At 64.6% G+C, this 21,761-nt stretch carries 18 protein-coding genes; 10 read left to right on the plus strand and 8 right to left on the minus strand.

Annotation, left to right across the window (positions count from 1 at the left end; genetic code table 11):
• Positions 1-194 precede the first annotated feature (194 nt).
• A complete protein-coding gene (locus tag M1E01_RS15260) occupies positions 195-3,977 on the plus strand; it encodes a TM0106 family RecB-like putative nuclease (protein WP_457972405.1) in 3,783 nt (1,260 codons plus the stop codon).
• Positions 3,978-3,999: 22 nt separating this feature from the next.
• Here M1E01_RS15260 and M1E01_RS15265 read toward each other — a convergent pair whose 3' ends face one another.
• Together M1E01_RS15265 and M1E01_RS15270 are read right to left on the minus strand one after the other, a co-directional pair.
• A complete protein-coding gene (locus tag M1E01_RS15265) occupies positions 4,000-4,302 on the minus strand; it encodes an acylphosphatase (protein WP_457972406.1) in 303 nt (100 codons plus the stop codon).
• Between the two features lie 88 nt (positions 4,303-4,390).
• Positions 4,391-5,155, minus strand: coding sequence for a hypothetical protein (locus M1E01_RS15270; RefSeq protein ID WP_457972407.1), 765 nt, complete (start codon positions 5,153-5,155; stop codon positions 4,391-4,393).
• Positions 5,156-5,334: 179 nt separating this feature from the next.
• On the opposite strand from M1E01_RS15270, the gene M1E01_RS15275 reads away from it, so the two are divergent.
• Complete coding sequence (locus M1E01_RS15275; RefSeq protein ID WP_457972408.1) at positions 5,335-6,531, plus strand: mechanosensitive ion channel family protein; 1,197 nt, start codon at positions 5,335-5,337, stop codon at positions 6,529-6,531.
• 165 nt (positions 6,532-6,696) lie between these two features.
• Here the strand turns inward: M1E01_RS15275 and M1E01_RS15280 are convergent, their stop codons facing one another.
• A complete protein-coding gene (locus M1E01_RS15280; protein WP_457974986.1) occupies positions 6,697-7,578 on the minus strand; it encodes a pullulanase X25 domain-containing protein in 882 nt (293 codons plus the stop codon).
• A gap of 249 nt (positions 7,579-7,827) precedes the next feature.
• Here M1E01_RS15280 and M1E01_RS15285 point away from each other — a divergent pair, with 249 nt between their 5' ends.
• On the plus strand, positions 7,828-8,118 hold the full coding sequence (locus M1E01_RS15285; RefSeq protein WP_457972409.1) for a hypothetical protein: 291 nt from the start codon (positions 7,828-7,830) through the stop codon (positions 8,116-8,118).
• Between the two features lie 154 nt (positions 8,119-8,272).
• On the opposite strand, the gene M1E01_RS15290 is transcribed toward M1E01_RS15285, so the two are convergent.
• Positions 8,273-8,527 (minus strand): DUF2630 family protein, encoded by a 255-nt coding sequence (locus tag M1E01_RS15290; RefSeq protein ID WP_457972410.1) that lies wholly within the window; start codon positions 8,525-8,527, stop codon positions 8,273-8,275.
• Positions 8,528-8,797: 270 nt separating this feature from the next.
• Between M1E01_RS15290 and M1E01_RS15295 the strand changes: the two genes are divergently transcribed.
• Both M1E01_RS15295 and M1E01_RS15300 read left to right on the plus strand, forming a co-directional pair.
• The gene (locus M1E01_RS15295) at positions 8,798-9,691 is read left to right on the plus strand and encodes a glucose 1-dehydrogenase (RefSeq protein WP_457972411.1); all 894 of its coding nucleotides are present in this window, start codon (positions 8,798-8,800) and stop codon (positions 9,689-9,691) included.
• A gap of 112 nt (positions 9,692-9,803) precedes the next feature.
• The gene (locus tag M1E01_RS15300) at positions 9,804-10,196 is read left to right on the plus strand and encodes a DUF6457 domain-containing protein (protein WP_457972412.1); all 393 of its coding nucleotides are present in this window, start codon (positions 9,804-9,806) and stop codon (positions 10,194-10,196) included.
• An 81-nt stretch (positions 10,197-10,277) separates the two neighbouring features.
• Here the strand turns inward: M1E01_RS15300 and M1E01_RS15305 are convergent, their stop codons facing one another.
• From M1E01_RS15305 to M1E01_RS15315, 3 genes are all read right to left on the minus strand, one after another.
• Entirely contained in the window at positions 10,278-12,575 is a 2,298-nt protein-coding gene (locus M1E01_RS15305) for an FdhF/YdeP family oxidoreductase (RefSeq protein ID WP_457972413.1), read from the minus strand.
• Positions 12,576-12,835: 260 nt separating this feature from the next.
• Entirely contained in the window at positions 12,836-13,504 is a 669-nt protein-coding gene (locus M1E01_RS15310) for a hypothetical protein (RefSeq protein ID WP_457972414.1), read from the minus strand.
• A gap of 269 nt (positions 13,505-13,773) precedes the next feature.
• Entirely contained in the window at positions 13,774-14,742 is a 969-nt protein-coding gene (locus M1E01_RS15315) for an adenosine deaminase (RefSeq protein WP_457974987.1), read from the minus strand.
• Between the two features lie 555 nt (positions 14,743-15,297).
• Here M1E01_RS15315 and M1E01_RS15320 point away from each other — a divergent pair.
• Entirely contained in the window at positions 15,298-15,966 is a 669-nt protein-coding gene (locus M1E01_RS15320) for a transglycosylase family protein (protein WP_457972415.1), read from the plus strand.
• Positions 15,967-16,351: 385 nt separating this feature from the next.
• Here M1E01_RS15320 and M1E01_RS15325 read toward each other — a convergent pair whose 3' ends face one another.
• Entirely contained in the window at positions 16,352-16,879 is a 528-nt protein-coding gene (locus M1E01_RS15325) for a hypothetical protein (RefSeq protein WP_457972416.1), read from the minus strand.
• Between the two features lie 260 nt (positions 16,880-17,139).
• On the opposite strand from M1E01_RS15325, the gene M1E01_RS15330 reads away from it, so the two are divergent.
• From M1E01_RS15330 to M1E01_RS15345, 4 genes are all read left to right on the plus strand, one after another.
• A complete protein-coding gene (locus M1E01_RS15330) occupies positions 17,140-18,066 on the plus strand; it encodes an MSMEG_6728 family protein (protein WP_457972417.1) in 927 nt (308 codons plus the stop codon).
• A 98-nt stretch (positions 18,067-18,164) separates the two neighbouring features.
• The gene (locus M1E01_RS15335) at positions 18,165-19,025 is read left to right on the plus strand and encodes an SDR family oxidoreductase (RefSeq protein WP_457972418.1); all 861 of its coding nucleotides are present in this window, start codon (positions 18,165-18,167) and stop codon (positions 19,023-19,025) included.
• 86 nt (positions 19,026-19,111) lie between these two features.
• A complete protein-coding gene (locus M1E01_RS15340; RefSeq protein ID WP_457972419.1) occupies positions 19,112-19,534 on the plus strand; it encodes a DUF1622 domain-containing protein in 423 nt (140 codons plus the stop codon).
• 134 nt (positions 19,535-19,668) lie between these two features.
• Positions 19,669-21,705 (plus strand): DUF222 domain-containing protein, encoded by a 2,037-nt coding sequence (locus tag M1E01_RS15345; protein WP_457972420.1) that lies wholly within the window; start codon positions 19,669-19,671, stop codon positions 21,703-21,705.
• Positions 21,706-21,761: the final 56 nt, after the last annotated feature.

A 21,761-nucleotide genomic window follows, 5' to 3' on the forward strand; every position in this document is an offset into this window, starting at 1 on the left:
ACGGTCACCATGGAGAGGTCTATAACGTTCCGTTACCTTCTTTTCCTCGCCTGCCTCCCCTCCCACGGGTCCTAGGGCCTTCTGTTCTTAGTCACAGCCTCTTTGTCACAGCCTCTTTGTCACAGCCTCTTGCTAGATTCGAATTAGCGCTTCGGGAACCCTCCCGGAGCCAGGCTGCCTGATGGGGAGGCCCCTTGTTCCTGCTCGATCCACTAACGCCGGAGGCGCAACCTGATTTGGTGTTCTCGGCCAGCGACCTCGTAGTGGCCAGCGAGTGCGAATACCGCACGCTACGAATCCTCGACGAAAAGCTGGGGCGGTCCCCCAAAGCAGACTTCCCGCCGGACGAGATGCAGGTCCGCGCCGGCAAACTCGGCGACATTCACGAGCACAAGGTACTGGACAGCCTCATTGCGCAGTACGGCAGGTGGAATGATTCCCGCGGCACCGGCGTCTATACCGTCCAACGCGGAACCGCTGAGCGCGTGAACCTGACAGAAAAACATCAGGAAACTGCCGCCGTCCTCCGGTCCGGCGCTGATGTTGTCTTCCAGGCGACCTTCTTCGACGGCGAGTTCCTCGGCTACGCGGACTTCCTGGTCAAGGAAGAAGGAGCGGCCGCGGGCACTGGCCGAGCAACGGACAGTGCAACGGATGCTGCAGCCGGCAGGGCAGCTGCCGGTGCCGCGCCGCGCTACGCGGTCTGGGATACGAAGCTGGCCCGGCACGCCAAGGTGGGTGCACTGCTGCAGCTTGCCGCCTATGGGGACCAGCTGATCAAGCTCGGCCTTGATCCTGCTCCCCGTGTCACGTTGGTGCTGGGCAACCTCGAACGCAGCATCCACTCCCTCGGCGACCTCCTGCCGGTATTCCGCGAGCGCCGGGACCGGTTCCGTGAACTCACGGCAATCCATCTGGCTTCGGAAAGCTCCGTACAGTGGCAGCAGCCTGGCATCGGGTACTGCGGAAGATGCGATTACTGCGCCGAACAGGTGTCCGCACACCGCGACCTGCTCATGGTCGGCGGCATGAACTCCGGCCAGCGGAAAAAGCTCATCGCCGAAGGCGTCACAACCATCGATGACCTCGCAGAGCTTCCGGAGGATAAGGCAACAGGTTCATTGCGCCGGCTGCGCGACCAGGCCAGGATGCAGACTGCCCGCGAAGCCTCCGACGGCATCCGGACATTCATCAAGGACGGTGAAGAACACACCATCACCTACAAGGTACTGGCCGAGAACGCCCTGGCCAGCATCCCGGCTCCCAGCGCCGGCGACATCTTTTTCGACTTCGAGGGCGATCCGCTGTGGCAGGATCCCACAAGCGGACAATGGGGACTCGAATACCTCTTCGGCGTGATCGAAGCTCCGCTGCCCGGGCATGCGCCCGACGCCGCTCCGGTCTTCCGGCCCTTCTGGGCGCACTCCCTTACAGGTGAACGGCACGCCTTCCTGGACTTCCTTGCCTACGTGGAGGAACGCCGCAAACGGTATCCGGACATGCACGTCTATCACTACGCGCCGTACGAGAAGACCGCTCTCAGGAAGCTGTCCCTGAGGCATGTCGCCGGCGAGGACATCGTCGATTCCTGGCTGCGTGAAGGCTTACTGGTGGATCTCTACGCCACGGTGCGGCAGTCGCTGAGAATCTCCGAGGCCTCCTACTCCATCAAGAAACTCGAGCCCCTCTATATGGGCGACAACCTTAGGTCCGGGGACGTCAAGGACGCCGGTGCCTCCGTGGTGGCCTACGCCGCCTACTGCACAGCCCGCGACGGCGGACCCGAAACCCAGGCCGTGGCTGCCGACATCCTCGCGTCCATCTCCGACTACAACGAGTACGACTGCCTCTCCACCCTGCGCCTTCGCGACTGGCTGCTGCAGCTTGGCCATGATGCCTCCGCACCGAGGGATGCGGCCATTGCAGCCGCCGGGGACGAGCGGACTGGCGCCGTTGTCCAGGCAGTTGTAGAGGCTGTACCTGAGCTGGCGGATGGGGTGCCGCCGGAGGAAGAGGCACTCCGCACCTATCTGAAGTCCCTTCCAGACAACCGTCCATTGGCCAGCGACGAGCAGGCCGTGGCGATGGTTGCCGCGGCCACGGGATACCACCGCCGGGAAGCGAAACAGTTCTGGTGGGAGCATTTCGACCGTCTGGAGTCCGAGGTGGATCACTGGCGGCACCAGCGCAACGCCTTCGTGGTGGACGAAGCCTCAGTAGTGTCCGACTGGGCCCCGCACAGTGCCCGCGCTAGCACCGAGTCCAGGACGCTGCGTCTGACCGGCACCATGAGCGAGGGCTCGGAATTCCGGGCAGGCTCCACCTGGTTCCGGATGTTCGAAGATCCCCTGCCGGAGGGGCTTGGAGAGGTCGACGGCGGGCGGACACCTCGGCCGGAGCGGACCGGCACGGCCCTGCACCCCTCCGCGAAGGAGTCAGTGTCCCGCGACGGCATCTTCGGAACGCTCATCGAGGCGGTCGAAGACCATCCCGACCGGCCCGGCAAGACCATCATCACCATCACCGAGAAATCCAAACGCAAGGTACCGCCGTATATGCAGCTGCCCATGGCGCTCACCGCGGACCGCCCCATCCCCACCGCCAGCATCGAAGCCGCGCTTGCTGAGCTCGCACAACTCGTCGGGTCCACGCTGCCCGATCTGCCGAAGCACGCCGGCCTGGATGTGCTGCGCCGTATGCCTCCGCGGATGGCTTCCGGGGCGTCGCTTCCGGTTGTCCACCATGATGCATCCGGTGCGGCCGACTACGTCTCGGCCCTCACCGCTGCGGTCGAGGATCTGGACCGGTCCTATGTCGCCGTCCAGGGCCCTCCCGGGACGGGCAAGACGTATGTGGGTTCCCACGTCATCGCCCGGCTGGTGCGGCGCGGCTGGAAAGTCGGCGTCGTGGCCCAGTCGCATTCGGTAGTGGAGAACATGCTTAGCACAGCCATCAACACGGCAGGAGTAGACCCGGCGGTGGTGGCCAAGGATATCAAGGCACCACGCAGCGGTGCCGATGTCCCGTGGGGACTCACCACGGACAAAGACGTCGCGCGCATCCTTGGAGCGGACGGCGGCTGCCTGGTCGGAGGAACTGCCTGGACCATGACCGGCCAGTGCGTCCCTCCCGGCTCACTCGACCTGCTGGTCATTGACGAGGCAGGGCAGTATTCGCTGGCGAATACACTTGCCGTAGCCCAGGCGGCGAAACGGCTGCTGCTGCTGGGCGACCCCCAGCAGCTCCCGCAGGTCACCCAGGGATCACACCCGGAGCCCGTTGACGAGTCCGCACTTGGTTGGCTGTCCGGCGGCCACCCCACCATGCCGGCGGAACTGGGTTACTTCCTCGCGGCCTCCTGGCGGATGCATCCGGCCCTGTGCCAGGCGGTCTCGGTGCTGAGCTACGACGGCAGGCTCCAGTCAGCTCCCGCGGCATCGCACCGGCACTTGGACGGCGTTCCTGCAGGAGTGGAGACGGTCCTCGTGGAGCACCGGGGCAACACCACGAGCTCCACGGAGGAGGCCGCGAAGGTCGTCCAGCTGGCCTCCGAGCACATGGGGCTGAAATGGACTCCGGGTAAAGATGAACCTGCCAGGAGGCTCGAGGCGACTGACATCCTGGTGGTGGCTGCGTACAACGCACAGGTACAGGTTATCCGGCAGGCCCTCGACCGGCAGGGGCTTTCCGCGGTGAAGGTGGGAACCGTGGACAAGTTCCAGGGGCAGGAGGCTCCCGTGGTGCTCGTGTCCATGGCTTGCTCTGCCATCGCCGAAGCACCCCGCGGTGCCGAGTTCCTGCTCAACCGGAACCGTCTCAATGTGGCGGTGTCACGGGGGCAGTGGCGGGCAATAATCGTCCGCTCCCCCGAGTTGACCAATTACATGCCCCGCAAACCATCAGCCCTGGAGGAACTTGGTGCGTTCATTGGACTCAGTCCGCGCCCTTTTACAGGTATGGCGGCGCCTCAGGGATGACCACAGCAGAAGACATCTGGCCTCACATCACCACGTCGAAGCTGCTGAATCTGCCCTCGGCGGGTGATACCTTCTCGTCAACCTGGGATACGCGGCCTGGAGCCTCGTCAGAACTCAGCCAGCGCCGGAATTCCACTATGACCGGCTGGGGTCCCTCCGCCACGACCGCGACGGAACCGTCGTCGTCGTTCCTGACGGAACCAGTAATTCCCAACTCGTCAGCCTTGCGGGCGGTCCAGTAGCGGAAACCGACGCCCTGGACCATGCCCGTCACGCGTGCCGTGAGGCGGACGCTGTCTGCTTCGGGAGCATTCGACTCGGTCATGACTCTAACTTAGCGCCGGGCCAGTCCCCCCGACAGGCTCCCCGCGCTTCCCATGAACGGCCGACAGACCCCTCCAGCGATAGTTCGGCTACTGGCCTGCCGGCCGCAGGGACGTGATCATCTGGCGGACGTTCTTGTACTCGGCGGTCTCCTTGTATGCCTCCGGCGTGTCCACGTGTGGTTCATTCCCCGGGGAAGTGTCGAAGGGGTTGTAGGCGCCCCCAAACATCGCCCCGCTGGGCGGCCAGCTAAAGAAGTGCGCCATAGGGCACGCCGTCGGCCCGGTCGGCTCCGGCGCAGCGGTGATGCCGTACGCGAAGACAGATGACGTCATCGGATCGGTCACTTCAGGATCAGAGCGGGATTCGAACGTGAACCGGGGCGTTTGGCCATTCTGCGCCAGTGCAGGCAGCGGCTGGGAGTCGAGGACGCTGTACGGCGTCTTCTTCGTGCATTCGGCACCGGTCACCATGTTGGTGCGCAGCGTTGCCATGGGCTTGCCGTCAGGCTTGGACACTTCCAGGAAGACACCGCCGCCCTGGGGCGTCTGCCCGGCAGGATCCTTGATGGTCCAGTCGGCCGGATAGTCGAAAGCGAGCGACCCGTCCTTCGTGGTGAACGTCTTCCAACCTTCGGCAGGCGGCGTGGCGGTGCCGGTAGTTGGGGCCGCGGTCGGCGTGGTCTCCGAGGCAGTCGGCGGTGCGGTAGCTGTGGCGGTCGTTGTCCCGGTGGCGGTCGCTGTCCCGGCGGGAGAGCCGGTGGCGGGTGCCGTGCCGGGGGAACCGCAGGAAGCAAGCGTCACTGCGAGGCATACAGCGGAAATAGCAGTCAGCGTTAATGCTGTTCGGCGCATCAAGCCCTCCCTAAGGTAAAAAAGACGGTGGACTAATGGTGCGCTGCACCGCGTTGGGAAATGCCTGGTGACCTCCAACTGCGATCAAATCGTTGTCTTCCTAGCGCATCTCCGCCGATTTCAACAGGCCCGGGCGGACTTGGTAAAGGTTAAGAATGCAAGACGTCCTGAATCAAGCAATGCCATTCCTGGCGATCGCCGTAGCCGTGGCTGCGGGACTGGTCCTCTCCTGGCTCCTCCGGCGCATCCTCCTCCGGCTCAACCGAAAGCTCCCCGCCCTGCGTGAAGCCTCCCGCATGGCACGGGTCCCGCTGCGGCTTTTCCTGTGCCTCATCGGCGTCCGCATCGCGCTTGCGCTCACCACGGAGAACTCCAGGTGGCGCACGAATGCGGATCACATCCTGCTGATTGCACTGATCGCATCGGCCGCCTGGTTGGCGATCGCCGTCCTCATGATCATTGAAGCGCTGACGCTCACGCACTACAGGGTGGACGTTGCCGACAACCGGCGCGCTCGCCGCCTGCGCACCCAAGTCATCCTGGCCCGCCGCATAGGTATTGCCCTGGTGATCATCCTGGCGCTGGGCATCAGCCTGCTCACCTTCCCGGACGTCCGGGCGCTGGGGGCGGGTATTCTCGCCTCAGCAGGGCTCGTCTCGATTGTGGCTGGCCTCGCCGTGCAGTCATCGCTCGTTAACGTGTTCGCCGGCCTCCAGCTCGCCTTTACCGATGCCATCCGTGTGGACGACGTGGTGGTGGTGCAAAAGGAATGGGGCCGGATCGAAGAGATCACCCTGACCTATGTTGTGGTGCACGTCTGGGATGACCGCCGCCTCATCCTCCCTTCCACCTACTTCACCACCACGCCCTTCGAAAACTGGACCCGCCGGCGGTCCGAGGTCATGGGGACCGTGGAGTTCGACCTCGACTGGCGCGCCCCGGTTGAGGCCATGCGCTCTGAGCTCAAGGCACTCCTGGCCGGCACGGAGCTCTGGGACGAACGGGTCGGCATCCTCCAGGTCACGGACGCCACAAGCGGCTTCGTCCGCGTGCGGATCCTGGTGAGCGCCGCGGACAGCGCGTCGCTGTTCGACCTGCGGTGCCTTATCCGGGAAGAGCTGGTGTCCTTCCTGCAGCAGCATCATCCCCAGGCGCTCCCCCATATGCGTTGGGAGTCGGTTAACTCTTCTCAGCAGGAGCCTCCTGCCGTCGCTCGTCCACGACAGCTGGAGGCCCAGCCCCGGCAGCAGTCCGATCGGCACGACTCCCAGCTGTTCACCGGCTCGTTCGAAGCCGTGCAGCGGTCCCGGGCCTTCAGCGGACCGGGCGACCGGGCGTTCGAGGACAGGGAGAAGACCCTGGCCGCACACGAATAAGCAGCACCCGAAAGAGGCAGCCCAGCGCCGTCAGGGCGCTGCGCCGCACCGCCGTCGAAACCGCACCATCGGAAACAGTGCCACCACGAACAGCGAAGCCCCGCTGCCGCAGTTGCGGCAGCGGGGCTTCGTGGCTTGATCCTGCCCGCAGGCAGCAGTCATCGGCTAGTTGACGATGATGTCCCTGGTTCGGTGGTCGTAGCGGATGGTGAGGCGGCCGCCGTCGTGGTGCAGTTCGTGGTTGGGACCATCGAAGGCGCCGAAAGCGCCGTAGTTTTCTTCCCAGGACCGGTTCAGTGCAATCTTGAAGGTGTAGTGGCCAGCCGGAATGTCGGCGGTCAGCTTCCAAAGCTGGTCGATGGCGTCCAGCTGCATCTGCGCCTCGTCATACTGCGGGGCCCAGTTTTCCGGCGCACCGAGCAGGGTGTTGAAGTCACCTGCAACAGCAACTGCTTCCGGCTGGGGAAAGGATTCCACCGCGGGAGCTTCCGTCTCGGAGGCAGCCTCGTCTTTCTTACCTCGCACCGCGTTGGCAACCGGGGCCACCGCATCTTCGATCAGCTTGGCAGCCTTGTCCACGACCTTTGCCGCCTTGGACGGAGCCTTCTCAGTCTTTTCTTCAACCTTGGGCGCCGCCTTTTTGGCAGCGGCATCCTTCGTTCCCCCAGACTGGGCGGGAGCAGCAACCGGAAGGGGGGTGTCGGCTGGAACCGGAGTTCCGGCGTCGAGCGCGGCCGCAAAGCTTGCGGCATCCGGGAAAGCTACCGTGGCGCGCAGGCCCTCTTCGGTGATGGTCCAGCCGGAGCGGCCCTTAACCAGCCATCCGGCCTTGACGAGCTTGGCCGTGGCTGTGGTGAGCGACTTGTGGCCCCGAGGAATGCCACCGCTGAGAAGCTCAGCTTCGTAGGCGTTCAGCGGAACCCGCACGAGCGCTTCAGCCAGCACCTCGCCGGCATTCTGCGACTCACCAGTCAACACCCCCTCTGCCAGAACGTCCAGCACGGCCTTAAGCCGGAAGTTGGTGTTTTCTGCGGCAGTCTTGCGCATGGTTCCCCTCATAGAGCGATTGTTCCCTCAGTAGTTTGCCGTGCGGAGGTTAGTTCTGGCGACTTGAAATCGTTAATTCTGCGTGTCGCGACCGACTATGACGAGGATTACACGTGAATTGGGGTTTGAGTCTCGCTTTGGCGGCGTTGGAACGCGGCGTCGGCAATGCTGCCATTTCTCACCCTTCATAATAGGAAGTAGGCTTACCAAGTAGGCTTGAACCGACGAGTGCATTGGAAAGGACGAACCATGAGCGACCAAAACGACCGCGAAGACGGATTCATAGTTCCGGACCCGTCAAAGGTCCGCGAGGACATCCCAGGTGATGCCGGTGACGACGCCAACGTGATCCGCTTCAGCGAAGAGCAGGCGCTGATCGAAGAGCAGTCCCACGGCATCCGGCCCGAGCGTTACGACGTCCCCTCCGGCGGCCCCACCATGACTGAAGCCCGCGGAAATATGGACCTCTCCGACGACACCGGCGAGGCAGCCTCCAGCGACAGCAGCGACGACGGACTCCACGGCGGCGCCGAACAGTAGGTCGGCGCCGAACAGTAGGTCGGCGACAAAACCCAACGAGGCCGCCGCCCGGGTCCAGCGCGAACGAACACTCGAGGCCCCGGGGTCCAGCGCGAACGTACACTTGAGGCCCCAAAGCCTATGCGTTTAGCTCGCGCCCGGGCGGCTGGCCAACCTACTGGCGGTAGCCCTCTACTTCATTGGCGGGCCGCACTTCCGCTTCCTCAGGATCTTCGCCAGCTTTTGCCTTGGCACGGCGCTGGCGCAGCAAGTCCCAGCATTGGTCCAGGGCCTCTTCCACGTGCCGCAGCCTCGCCTGACGGTCCTCCGCCTCGGGCGCACCGCCGCCGTCCCCCTCCCCCGGTCCACGAAGCCGGTGCTCTTCATCCACGAGCGCTTGGATCCGCTGCAGAATGTCCTGGTTGTCCATAGTGTGCACTCCTCGCATGTGTACGTGACGCGACTTTTTCGTGACTCGGCCGCCTTGGCCCTCGCCTCAAGCCTGGTAAGCCTCGAGCCTAGTAAGGTCGGGCCACCTGCGGAAGAGCCTCGCAGGACCTAGTGCAGGTCAGGTTTAGAACCTCTGGCCACAGGGCGGGCTGCTCGTTAAGCTGGGCCCTAAGCATGCTTAGCATCGCACGGGAGCTTGTTCAGCTCTTTATGAACCTGTTCGTGTTCAACCCCTATCAAGAGGAGCACCATGACCGATCAGTACACCTTCAAGAATCCCGTCACCGCCTACGAGCACATCGAGCCGCCAAAGCAGCACCAACCGGAACCCGGCCTCGACGCCGAACTGACCCCCAAGGCGGACCTGGGCGAAGACAGCTACCGGGGAACCGGACGCCTCGAAGGCCGCAAGGCGATCGTCACGGGGGCCGACTCGGGCATCGGAGCCGCCACGGCGATTGCATTCGCACGCGAGGGGGCCGACGTCGTCCTCTCCTACCTGCCCGAAGAGGAAGAGGATGCCGCAAGGATCGCGAACCTGATTGAGAAAGCCGGGCGGAAGGCCGTGAAGGTGCCCGGCGACCTCAAGAACTCCGACACCTGCCGTGAACTCGTGGACACAGCCCTCCGGGAACTCGGCGGCTTGGACATCCTGGTCAACAACGCGGGCAAGCAGGTGGCACAGGAGGACATCGGCGGGATCAGCGACGAACAGTTCGACCACACGCTCAAAACCAACGTCTACGCGATGTTCTGGCTGACCAAGGCCGCGGTGCCGCACCTTCCGCCCGGGTCGACAATCATCAATACGACATCGATCCAGGCCTACAACCCCTCCCCTACCCTTCTGGACTACGCCACGACGAAAGCCAGCATCAACAACTTCACCAAAGGCCTCGCCCAGCAACTGGCTCCCAAGGGCATCCGGGTCAACGCAGTTGCCCCCGGCCCAGTCTGGACTCCGCTGCAGGTCAGCAGTGGTCAGCCGAAGGAAGCCTTGCCCGAGTTCGGCAAGAACACTCCCCTGGGCCGGGCCGGGCAGCCTGCGGAACTTGCGCCCGCGTATGTGTTCCTGGCGTCGGCGGAGTCGAGCTTCGTCATCGGCGAAACGCTCAACGTCAATGGCGGCAGCCCTACTCCGTAGCGTTCCCCGGCCGCAACAGCTCAAAAACCTGGTGCAGGTCAGCATTACTGCACCGCCTTGGACCCGGCTGCCGCTGCCGGTCCTGGTTAAAGATCGAAGAAAAGGGAGTCCCATGATGGGAAATACCGAGGACAGCGAACCCGCCGGCCCCGCCACTTCAACCAACTCAGCTGACGCGACCGACTCCATCAACGATCAAAAAACCACTGACCACGAACTGGCCCAGTGGAGCCGGCGGCTCACTCAGGCACTGCAAATCCTGGACCTCGACCTCGACCGGCAGCTGGTTGCCCGTCTCGCGCAGGAATCGGCCCGGGCCGTGAATCCCTCCGCCGCGCCCATCAGCGCTCTGCTGGTTGGTTACGCTGCCGGGCTGGCTGTGCAAAACGGGGAAGGCACACCGAACGAGGCCGTGCAGTCCGCGGCGGACATGGCTCTGCAGCTTTGCGAGCACGGTGTGGACGGCGGCCCCGACGACGCAGGGTGGACCACGACGGCGCAGTGACGGCGGCCGCCAGCACGAAGGCGCGCCGCTACGTGCCGCGCCTTAACGCCGGCGCTGCCCTTACGCAACCCCGCGCTGCCCTTACGCGGCGCTGGGCTCCAGCCTCACAATCACCGCTTTCGACGCAGGCGTGTTGCTGCCCTCCGCCACACTGTCCAGCGGAACCAGCACGTTGGCTTCGGGATAGTAGGTAGCGGCGCAGCCCTGGGCCGTCGGATAGGACACCACGCGCAGCTTCCGCATCACCCGTTCCACGTTGTCGTGGTACACCCCATGGAGGTCAACGAGCTGCCCGTCGCTCAGACCGAGTTCCGCGATGTCCTCTGGGCTGACAAAGACCACGTCGCGCCCCTTCTTGATGCCGCGGTAACGGTCATTGTAGCCGTAGATGGTGGTGTTGAACTGGTCGTGGGAGCGCACGGACTGCAGGATCAGCGTTCCCGCCGGCCGCTCGATGTGTTCCAAGTGGTTGACCGTCAGTATCGCCTTTCCGGTGGGAGTGCGGAACGTGCGCGAGTCCCGCGGGCCGTTGGGCAGGATAAAACCGCCGTCCTGCCGGATCTTGTCGTTGTAGTTTTCGCAGCCGGCCACCACACGGGAGATATGCTCGCGGATGAGGTCGTAGTTCTTTTCGAAGCCCTCCCAGTCGGCGCTCGTCTTTCCGTCCACGGTCTCCCGCGCCAGTCGGCAGACGATGGCCACCTCGGACAGCAGGTTCGGCGCCACCGGCTTCACCTTCCCCTGCGAGGCATGCACAGCGCATACGGTGTCCTCGACGGAGACGAACTGTGGTCCGGACGCCTGCATGTCGATCTCCGTCCGTCCCATCGTGGGCAGGATGATTGCTTCCTTGCCCGTCACGGTGTGGGAGCGGTTGAGCTTGGTGGAGATCTGCACCGTCAGGTCCGTGTTTTCCATCGCCGCCTCGGCGGCGTGGGTGTCTGAGATGGCGGCGACAAGGTTGCCTCCCAGGGCAACGAAAACCTTGATCTCGCCGTCGCGCATCTTCCGGATACTTTCGACGGCGTCCGCGCCGGGCTCGCGGGGCGGGTCGAAGTCGAATTCCTTGCCGAGCGCGTCCATGAAGGCAGGGGGCATCTGCTCCCAGATGCCCATGGTGCGGTCGCCCTGGACGTTGCTGTGGCCGCGGATGGGTGAGGCGCCGGCGCCCGGCTTGCCGATGTTGCCGCGCAGCAGCAGCAGGTTGATGATCTCCTTGATCGTGGCGACGCCCTTCTTGTGCTGCGTGATGCCCATGGCCCAGGTGATGATGACCCGTTCCGCCTTGAGGTAGCGCTCGGCGAGCTCATCGATCTCTTCGGTGCGCAGGCCGGTGGCTTCGCGGACAGTCTCCTCATCGAGATCCGCCAGATGCGCGCGGAGCTCTTCCAGGCCTTGGCAGTGCTCCTCCAGGAACTCATGGTCCAGCACTGTGCCGGGGTTCTTTGCCTCGGCATCCAGGACACGCTTGGAAATGGCCTGCAGCAGCGCCATGTCCCCTCCCACGCGGATCTGCAGATACTGGTCTGCGAGCGCAGTGCCGTGGCCGATGATTCCCTTGACCTTCTGCGGGTTCTTGTACCGCATCAGTCCGGCTTCCGGCAGCGGATTGACCGCCACGATCTCGCAGCCGGCTTCCTTGGCCTCCTCAAGCGCGGTGAGCATCCGCGGATGGTTGGTTCCCGGGTTCTGGCCCATGATGATGATCAGCTGTGCCTTGGCGAAATCGTCGTAGGAGATCGTCGCCTTGCCGATGCCGATGGTCTGCCCCATCGCCCAGCCCGACGATTCGTGGCACAGGTTGGAGCAGTCCGGCAGGTTGTTGGTCCCGAAGGCACGGATGAACAGCTGATAGATAAAGGCTGCCTCATTGGACGTCCGGCCGCTGGTGTAGAACGCAGCCTCATCCGGGCTGGCCAGCCCTTTCAACCTGTCGCCGATGATCCTAAACGCCTCGTCCCAGCTGACCGGCCGGTAATGGTCCTCTCCCGCCGGCTTGTACACCGGCTCGGTGAGACGGCCCTGCATGCCGAGCCAGTACTCGGGCCTCTGCCGCAGTTCGCTTACCGGATGTTCCGCCCAGAACTCGGACGCTATCACCACCGGCGTGGCTTCCCACGTGACCGCTTTGGCTCCGTTCTCACAGAATTCGAACGTTTTACGGTGCCCGGGGTCCGGCCAGGCACAGCTCATGCAGTCGAAGCCGTCCTTCTGGTTCAGGGCCAGCAGGGTTTTCTCCGCCCTGCCCACGCCCATATGCTTGAGCGCCGGCTGCATGGAATGCACCACGCCCGGGATGCCGGCTGCCCAGTCCTTCGGCTTGCCTACTTCAAGGTCTTTTTCGTCAGCCTCTTCCACCCGCGGGTTTTTGCGCGGCATGCTGCACTCTCCTCGACTCTCACGGTCTGGGTCCTGCTTGCTGAGGGCCCGGCATCACAGCCTTGTAATGCCTCCTTCACAGGACTAGCAGGTCTGGGAGGCGGCTGCAAGCATTCGCCTTCCACGGACGGCCCAGGCACCAGCGGCAGAAAGAAATGCGGGGACCGGCCTTGGTGGCGGGTCCCCGCACGTCAATTGCGAGTCGGTGATGAAGATTTAAGCCTGATTCGTGGACGGTACTTCCGAGGGCGGTTTCCGTCCTAGGACGCCGGTCCAGCCGGCGCCGGGGCGAAAGCCGGAACCGTGGGGGTTACCTTGCGCAGGTCCGGGACGATAGGGGGGGCTATCTCCCCCAGGTTCGGAACCGCGGGGACTGTCTCTGGCAGATCAGGAATTTTGGGTGTTTCCACCGGCAGCTTAGGAACAGCGGGGACTTCCACCGGCGGCTTCCGAACCGTCACGGGCGGCTTGCCTGCTCCGGGCTTCTCTGTTCCGGTCTTCTCTGTTCCGGCCTTCTTGGCAGCGGACTTTCCGGCCGCCTTCTTCGCTGCGGCGTATGCAGCGGCTTCCCTTGTGGGTGTGGCGGGTTTGGCTGCTGCGGCCTGCGCCTTGGCTACCGCCGCTTCCTTGTCAACCACCGCGGCCTTGGCCCTTGCGGCCGCGGCATCCTCGTTGGCTTCGAGCACCTTGGCCTTCGCCGCTGCCGTTTTCTTTGCCTTGGCCGCAATCTTGGCCTTCTCAGCCGCGGCCCTCTGGGAGACGCCGACTTCTGAGGACAGGTCCGTGTACGTGGAGCCGGCGTTAGCCTCTGCGCCTGTGCCGGCCGAGCCCGCAGAGTGTGAGGGCTCGGCGTCGGCCCCGGCACTACATGCTGTCGAAACGAGTAGGACCGAGAGCATGCTGAGGGCCAGCAAATTTTTCCTGGGCATGGGGATATAAAGCCTCTGTCGGGGAGTGCGGAAACGGGAAGGCCGATGAGGGACAACGTCCTGCCGATGTTAGTTCCGGTCTGCGGCCGCGCCCCACATTGCTGCCTGGCGCACTAGCACACGCGACAGCTTCCAGGACGTCCTGAAGGGCGGGTGAGCCAACCGGTGACCTAAACGTTACATTGCCCGCTGCGGAGAGGCCAATCAGCAGCGGGCCGCCCGGCCGGCGCGCCAGGTGCACGACTTCGTTGCCGCACTCCTACACAGCCTCAGCCGGAGAGTTCAGCCAGCAGTTCCGCCTTGCGCTCCTCAGAGGCGAAGGATGAGCCGATCGAATTAGCGGCGAGCCTGACCCGGTCAAACTCCGACAGGCCCGTCACCTGTTCCAGTTGGGCGAAGTTGTCATCCACGTACCCGCCGAAGTACGCCGGATCGTCGGAGTTGACGCTAACGTTCAGCCCGGCGGCCAGCATGGCCGGAAGCGGGTGGTCGGCCAGCTTGTGCACCGCCCGGAGCCGCACATTCGACAGCGGGCAAACGGTCAGGGGCACCCGCTCGTCCACCAGCCGCTCGACAAGATCAGGGTCCTCCATACACCGAATCCCGTGGTCAATCCGGTCGACTCCCAGCAGGTCCAGCGCTTCAACAATGTACGACGGCGGCCCCTCCTCACCGGCGTGGGCGATCTTGCGCAGGCCTGCTTCGCCGGCCCGCGCAAAGAGCCGCTGGAATTTGGAGGGCGGGTTACCTACTTCGGCGGAGTCCAGGCCGATGCCGACAATAGGTGCGTTCATGGCCAGCATCGCTTCGAGCACTTCCAGGGCCGATTCTTCCGGCAGGTCGCGCAGGAAGGCGGCAATCAGAAGGGTGCTTATCCCGAATTCCTCTTCCGATGTGGCGAGCACCTGGGCCACGCCGGAGACGCAGGTCTCCAGCGGCACTCCGCGGGACACGTGGGCCTGGGGATCCAGCATGATCTCGGCATGCCGCACTCCCGCCGTGGCTGCCCGGGCAAGATAGGCGCGGGCCATGTCCGCGAAGTCCGCCTCGGTCTGCAGCACACCCATGTTCGCGTAGTACAGGTCCAGGAAGGACTGCAGGTCAGTGAATTCGTAACGGGCACGCAGCTCATCCAAGTCGGCATACGGAAGCTGGATGCCATTGCGTTCCGCGAGGGCAAAGATCAGCTCCGGTTCCAGCGTCCCCTCAATGTGCAGGTGCAGTTCCGCCAGAGGCATGAGGGGCGGTGCCCCTGCGGCGTCCCGTTCGTTGTCAAGTGCGGTGTGATTGGCGGGGTCGGCGGCGCCGTCGTAGGTATCCACAACGCAAGAATAGACCCCCCAAGCCAGCCCTCAACGCCAGGGCGGAACAAGATGTGCAGCGAAACATCAGCGTGATCGATAACAGCATCGTGATCTCTTGCCGGCGCTGGTGTTTCCGTCAAGTCACTGACTTAGGAGTAAAGGGCAGTCGCGGACAGGGGCGGCGAAAGCCTCCGCGTCCTGAATTGGCGCGGCTTTGCCAGGGTTCGGCCAGTTCCTATAGCATCCGTCGGTTCCCATCCTCGGCCGCTTGACTGTCAATGTTGATCTCAATTTGATAACGGAGCCGGACTCCTTTACGGTGGGACACATGCCCGCATCAGTTGCGGGCCCATGAATGCCCGGTGCCGCCTCCACCAATTACTGCCCGGCCGGCGGACACCGAATGACCTCTAGTTCGTCAGGGGCGGGTGGTAGCGCGACAACGTCCGGGGACGGACCGAGCGCGGGTGGCCTCAGGAGCATCCCACAATGAAGAAATCTACTTTCACTACTGCCGCGCGCCGCGGTGTAACCATTGCCGCCGTTTCCGCTGCGGGCCTGGCCCTCTCCGCCACTGCAGCCAACGCCGCAACCCCCGGATCCACCTGGGACGCACTCGCTCAGTGTGAGAGCGGTGGCAACTGGGCCATCAACACTGGCAACGGCTTCTCAGGTGGTCTGCAGTTCACCCCGCAGACCTGGGCCGGCTTCGGTGGTACCGGTTCGCCCGAGAACGCTTCCCGCGCCCAGCAGATCGCTGTGGCCGAGCGCGTTCAGGCTACACAGGGTTGGGGCGCATGGCCTGCTTGCGCCGCCAAGCTGGGCCTGAGTGGCGGCGGTGGCGCTCCTGCACCGCAGATTCAGCCGCAGAGCGCACCAGTCCAAGCTGCTCCCGTTCAGGCTGCCCCCGTGCAGACCGCTCCGGTCCAGGCGGCCCCCGTCCAGGCTGCCCCCGTACAGACCCACGCCAAGCACGTGGCTCCCGTCGCCGTCAGCGGCGAGACCTACACCGTCCAGGCTGGAGACACCCTCAGCAAGATCGCTGCGAAGCTCGGCGTGCAGGGTGGCTGGCAGGCCCTCGCCGATGCCAATGCTGACACGATCGATGATATCGACCTGATTTTCGTCGGCCAGGTTCTGCAGCTGCCTGCCGCCTAATCTCGGCGCTGGCCGACAGTAGCGACTGTCCAGAGCAACGCCGGGTGCCCATTTCGGGCACCCGGCGTTGCTCGTTTAACCGGGCCCAATGCCATGTGCTTGGGGAGGGCCATGTGCTTGGGGAGGCGGCGGTGTTCGTCACAGCGCTGCTGCGTACCGCGCAGGCCCCTCGCAGGCTAAACGCGCCCCCCCAAAGCCAAGTTGCAGCAAGTACGACGACCTTGCAGCAGCAGTACGACGACCTTAAAGCAGTACGACGCCGGGATGCCCCCCCATAAGAAGGATCATCCCGGCGTCGTACTTTTGTCTTTGTTCTTGTATCTTCGCGACCCGCGTTTCTTCGCGACCCGCGGCCTGTGCGTCTAGCCGGCCTTTGCGTGTTCGCTTAGCCGGCCGCGGGCAGTTCGCGGACGATGCGAACCTTCCAAGCGGCGTCGTCACTCGTGTCCAGCAGGGCGACGGTGCCCGAGGCGAGGTGAAGAGCGACGCGCTTAGCGTGCAGCAACTCCAGGTAGAGGTGCTCGTTCATCCGGGAAGGCGTATCAATGACGAACTTCACGGCGTCGCGCACCTTGCGGTAGTTGGCGCTGCGTTCACGGTGGCGGTGGAGTTCCATCTCGTGGCGCTCCTTGACACGCGGCTCGTGCCGGTTCAGCCAGTTGACCGCCAGGTGCACTCCCACGACCAGGGACAGGGACACGAGATAGATCCACCACCCCGTCGACATCAGGAACAGCGGCAGATTCGCGATGGCCACGATGGCGATAACGACGCGGAGGGCGACCAGCCGGCGCAGGGTGAGAGTGACTGAGCCCAAGGCGGCACGGAAGCGGTGCTGCTCCTTGCGGGCAGCCGCGGGATCCAGGGTGAACTCGTCGAGAACAAGGATGCCGTTCGCCTCGGGGCCTAGCATCTTGCCATACTTCGGAACGAACAGTTGGGGCTGGCGTGACGGCTGTGAAACGGACGCCGAAGGGGCGCTAACCAAGGGCGCAGGGGAGGTAAGAGTCATGTGAAGGGCTTCCAGACGCGGTTAGGGTTTTGGCTATCTTAGTGGCTTCACACCCCCGAGGTATGCATCGGTCCGCATTGTGGACCACTCGGCAAAGAGGTCAGAGTGTGGGCCGGGACACCGCAATTGGCACATTGGGCGCGTGGCCTCAGACTAAAAGGATGCAGACCTTCCTCCCGTATCCCGATTTCCAGCAAAGTGCAGCCGCGCTGGACCCCGCCAGGCTCGGCAAGCAGCGCGTTGAGGCGCTGCAGGCACTCCGTGCGCTGGTGATCCCGGAGTACGGCTGGCAGTCGCATCCAGCCATCCGCATGTGGATGGGATATGTCCCCGCCCTGACCATGTACGGCCTGGCGATGGCAGACGAATGGATAAAGCGCGGCTCTGCGGACACCACCCGCGACAACATCCGCGAGTTCGCTCCGCAGGCCGCCCACCCCGACTACGCTTCCAAGATTCTCATGCCGCCGTGGCTTGGCGATCGGGAGCTGCACCTGAGCCACCGCTCCAACCTCATTCGCAAAGACCCGAGCTTTTACACCCCGATTTTCCCGGACACCGAATCCGACCTCGAGTACGTCTGGCCGGAGCCCCGCCACGTGTTCCTGCCGGAGGACCCCGAAGGTGACGTCCTGTGGATCCTGCGTGAAAACGTGGGCGACATCGATCCGGAGCGCCTCGACAAAGTCGGCCTGCCGGCCGTGGGCCGCGCTGCCCAGGCCACGGGCGACGCTGATCAGGACGTCACGGAGGACGAGTACCAACCGGTTTATGCCGAGTCTGCATCGCGCCGGCCGCTGAAGGTGGCGCGCAAGCTGCCCCCTAAGCAGCAGGTGAAGAAGCCGTCACGGAAACGCCAGCGCCAGGAAGCGATATTCTCCACCCTCCCCGGGAAGTCCCCCGTTGCCGTTCCCTTTGAGGGCGGCAGCAAGTTCGCAGTAGGCATGGTTGTCGGCCGGCCCATCACGCTTGAAGATGGCCGCTTCGGACGGCATTTCCAAGTCACCGAAATTATCGACCGCTCCGCGTTCGACTACCCCGCCCTCCTGCAGGATCCCCGGGTGTTCTTCCCGGTTCCTGCGCTCTAGCGCAGGCGCCAGACCGCGGCTGCCAGTGCGGGGCTGCTCCGGGTTCGGGGCTGCTGTCCATTTCATGGCTCCCCCGGTGGACTGGCAAACTGGCAGGTATGACTATCCTTCTGGCCGGTTGCGGCGATGTGGGAACCGAAGCAGGCCTGCGGTTCGCCGCTGCCGGTCAGAAGGTCGTTGGTTGGCGGCGTTCCCCTTCAAAACTGCCGCCCGCAATTGAAGGCGTGGCAGCTGACCTGAGCTCCCCCGACCTTCCGCCGGTCCCGGCGGATACCACCGCCGTCGTCGTTGCTGTTGCCGCCGATTCGCCCACGGAAGCGGCGTACCGTGCCGCCTACGTGGACGGACTCGCGCATGTCCTGGACGCGTTAGAGCGCGACGGCGTGACGCCGCACCGCGTTTTGTTCGTCTCCTCCACTGCCGTCTACGGCGACGCCGACGGCGGTTGGGTCGACGAGAGCACGACGCCTGCACCTGGCAGCTTCTCCGGCCGCATCCTCGTAGAAGCTGAAAGTCTTCTCGCCGACCGACTCCGCGGAACATCGTCAGCGGCAGTGGCCCTTCGGCTTGGGGGCATCTACGGGCCAGGACGCACACGGCTCATCGACCAGGTTCGCACCGGGTCGGCCATAGTTCCTGATGTCCCGCGCTACACGAACCGCATCCACCGGGACGACGCCTCCGGCGCGATCGTTCAGCTGTGCATGATGGAGAACGAGCCATCCCCGGTTTATGTGGGCGTGGACAACGATCCCGCTGAACTCGGCGACGTCCTGCGTTTCCTGGCGGCAGAGCTGGGGCTGGACGCCCCGCCCACCGGTGATGCCGGCGATGCCCGCGCCGGCAACAAGCGGTGCAGCAACGCCCTGCTGCGCGCCACAGGTTATTCGTTCCGCTACCCGACATTCCGGGAGGGATATCGGGACATCCTTGCCGGTGTCGGCGTGCGCCACCCCTAGGCTGTTCCTTGGATGCCGTGACGGCTCCCGGCTCAGAACGGGACTGCTGCGGCGACACTATCGAACCAAACCCACGAGGGGCCCTGATGGAGTTTCAGCACATCATTGAAGAAGTCGGCAAGTTCATGGACTTCGCGGGCGTGGCTGTCATGGTGATCGGTGCCGTTGTTTCAATCCCCATGGCTCTGCGCGGTTACCAGCCCCGACGCCTTCCGGCCGATGCCGAGCCCATAACCGTGTACCGCTCATACCGCCAGCTGCTGGGCCGCTCAATCCTGCTCGGACTGGAGTTGCTCGTGGCAGCCGACATCATTCGCACCGTAGCGGTCACGCCTACTTATGAAAGCGTAGGCGTGCTGGCGATCATCGTCCTCATTCGTACTTTCCTGAGCTTTGCGCTTGAACTTGAAATCACGGGCCGGTGGCCATGGCAGAAAGAACCCTCACCTGCCCGTACAGGATCCCAAGGTGCTCCGGAGCACCGCGGTGCGGCAGCAGCCGATACGTAATTTGGGTCTAAATTTGGGTTGTGATTTGGGGTGCTGCCGTGGCAATTACTAGCTTCAAAGCGACCGCTGATGAAACCCAATGCTGTGGTGATGTTGGGACTATTAATGTCGCACCCCTCTGACAAAGTGTCCCTATGGAAGCCTTTAGGGACGACGCAGCGGATTGCTCACCGGCGCACGCCGCTCTGCGCGCTGCAGCACCCGGCTTCATTGCCGGTTTCACTCCCGGCGCGCTGCTTCCAGCCAGCGGTCTCCAAAGCGCTTCCGCTGTCCCCTTCGGCACTGACGGCGTGGCATCGGGTGGCCCGGCGTTCGACGGCGGTGCTTTCGTTGAGGGTGCCGTCCCGCTGGCCGCGGCCGCCGATGAAGCAGTCCCGGCGTCCGACGGCGGTGCTTTCGTTGATTTGCGGCGTTGCCTTGAAGCCGTGGAGACCGCTGTTGATTCCGCTCCTGCTGCTTTGGCCCTGGCCGAATTCGGTGAGGCGGCTGATTACGCCGAGATGGTTGAGGGACTCTCCCGCGGGGTCGATCACCTCCAGCTGCTCGCCGCCGCGGCGGTGGACCGTTCCCGCACCGCAGTGCGCAAGTCAGCCGGTTCTGCCGGCAAGGCCGCAGACTGGACCACCGGCTGGCGCGCCGAACCCGCCACCGGAACCGGAACCGGCACCTTAGCCACTCCGGTTTCCGGCAGCGAAACCGGGACAGCAGCGGCCACTTCGTCGGGGACCGCGGTGGCGGCGGGGTCCGGGACCGCAACACCTGGAGCGCTTAAGGCAACGGACGTAGACCCGGCCGATGACGGGTGCCGGAACACCGCCGAGTTCCTGCGGGTCCGGCTCCGGATCAGCGCCAGTGAAGCGCGCCGCCGCCTGGCCCTCGCCCCAGCCGTGCTCCCGGGCACCGGGATCACCGGCGCACCCCTGCCGGCGCCCTGCCACCAGACCGGCGCCGCGCTGGCAGCGGGCAGCATCGCCTCCCGCGCCGGGACCATCATCACCACCGCCCTGGACAAAGCACGCCCCATCGCCAGCCCCGAGACCTTGGCCGAGATGGAAGAGGCCCTGCTGCACACCGCCATCGAAACGGACCAGGACTTCCTGGCCCGCATTGCCCACCGCTGGATGGACGCCATCGACCAGGACGGCACGGAACCCTCTGAAGAAGAACTCCGCCACCGCCAAGGCGCCTTCCTCCGCCGCCCCCGCCGCGGACTGCACCACGTGGAAATCTTCGCCACCACCGACCAATACGAACACCTCCTCACCGTCATGAACACCGCCACCAACCCCCGCACGCCACCAGGCGACGGTCCCGCAACCGACGGCAGCGTCGCACCGGCCACGGAAGCCGGCACCGATCCATTCACCCAACCGCTCACCGGGCCCGGCTTCAGTCCGGCAGCCGAAACCGCCGCCAACGACGCCCACCTCGAACGCCGCACCCGGCCCCAGCAACTCCTCGACGGCCTCGTCGGCGCCTGCAAAACCGCCCTCGCCGCCAACACCCTCCCCGCCACCGGAGGACTCCGCCCCCAAGTCATGGTCACCATCAACTACCAAGACCTCCTCACCCGCCTCCGCCCCCGCACCGGCGCAGACTCCTCTGCAGGGACCGGAACAGAACCCGAAGCATCCCCGCGGGCGGGAACCGGCACCGCAGGCTGGACCACCGCCGGAACCGGGACGGTCACGGGAACGGGTCCAGGAATCGAAACCGGCCCGGGCTCCTCCGCAGGAAGCGCTACAGGCACGGCGTCCGGGACGTTCGTGTTCAGCGGACCCGTCACCGCCTCCACCGTCCGCAAAATCGCCTGCGACGCCGACATCATCCCCATCCTGCTCGGCAGCGAAGGCCGCATCCTCGACATCGGCCGCACCACCCGGGTCTTCCCGCCTCACATCCGCAAAGCCCTCACCGCCCGCGACCAAGGCTGCGCCTTCCCCAACTGCACCATCCCCGCACCCTGGTGCGAAGCCCACCACACCACCTACTGGTCACACGGCGGACCCACCAACACCGACAACGGCGTCCTGCTCTGTACCCACCACCACCACCTCATCCACAAAGAACACTGGCAAATCCACATTAGAAACGGCATCCCCTGGTTCATCCCCCCACCCCACATCGACCCTCACCAAAAACCCCGCCGCAACCACCACCACAGAACATAAAAGCAGCTCATATTTTCTGTGGTCGGCACTTCTTTAGAGCGGCAGTTGGGGACTGA

This window comes from Arthrobacter sp. D1-17 (assembly GCF_054130535.1).

Coding starts and splice junctions, on each gene's coding strand:
- M1E01_RS15330 (WP_457972417.1), top strand. CDS start 17,140: ATGCAGACCTTCCTCCCGTATCCCGATTTCCAGCAAAGTGCAGCCGCG.
- M1E01_RS15295 (WP_457972411.1), top strand. CDS start 8,798: ATGACCGATCAGTACACCTTCAAGAATCCCGTCACCGCCTACGAGCAC.
- M1E01_RS15290 (WP_457972410.1), bottom strand. CDS start 8,527: ATGGACAACCAGGACATTCTGCAGCGGATCCAAGCGCTCGTGGATGAA.
- M1E01_RS15275 (WP_457972408.1), top strand. CDS start 5,335: ATGCCATTCCTGGCGATCGCCGTAGCCGTGGCTGCGGGACTGGTCCTC.
- M1E01_RS15315 (WP_457974987.1), bottom strand. CDS start 14,742: ATGCCTCTGGCGGAACTGCACCTGCACATTGAGGGGACGCTGGAACCG.
- M1E01_RS15310 (WP_457972414.1), bottom strand. CDS start 13,504: ATGCCCAGGAAAAATTTGCTGGCCCTCAGCATGCTCTCGGTCCTACTC.
- M1E01_RS15285 (WP_457972409.1), top strand. CDS start 7,828: ATGAGCGACCAAAACGACCGCGAAGACGGATTCATAGTTCCGGACCCG.
- M1E01_RS15280 (WP_457974986.1), bottom strand. CDS start 7,578: ATGCGCAAGACTGCCGCAGAAAACACCAACTTCCGGCTTAAGGCCGTG.
- M1E01_RS15265 (WP_457972406.1), bottom strand. CDS start 4,302: ATGACCGAGTCGAATGCTCCCGAAGCAGACAGCGTCCGCCTCACGGCA.
- M1E01_RS15335 (WP_457972418.1), top strand. CDS start 18,165: ATGACTATCCTTCTGGCCGGTTGCGGCGATGTGGGAACCGAAGCAGGC.
- M1E01_RS15300 (WP_457972412.1), top strand. CDS start 9,804: ATGATGGGAAATACCGAGGACAGCGAACCCGCCGGCCCCGCCACTTCA.
- M1E01_RS15270 (WP_457972407.1), bottom strand. CDS start 5,155: ATGCGCCGAACAGCATTAACGCTGACTGCTATTTCCGCTGTATGCCTC.
- M1E01_RS15340 (WP_457972419.1), top strand. CDS start 19,112: ATGGAGTTTCAGCACATCATTGAAGAAGTCGGCAAGTTCATGGACTTC.
- M1E01_RS15320 (WP_457972415.1), top strand. CDS start 15,298: ATGAAGAAATCTACTTTCACTACTGCCGCGCGCCGCGGTGTAACCATT.
- M1E01_RS15345 (WP_457972420.1), top strand. CDS start 19,669: ATGGAAGCCTTTAGGGACGACGCAGCGGATTGCTCACCGGCGCACGCC.
- M1E01_RS15305 (WP_457972413.1), bottom strand. CDS start 12,575: ATGCCGCGCAAAAACCCGCGGGTGGAAGAGGCTGACGAAAAAGACCTT.
- M1E01_RS15325 (WP_457972416.1), bottom strand. CDS start 16,879: ATGCTAGGCCCCGAGGCGAACGGCATCCTTGTTCTCGACGAGTTCACC.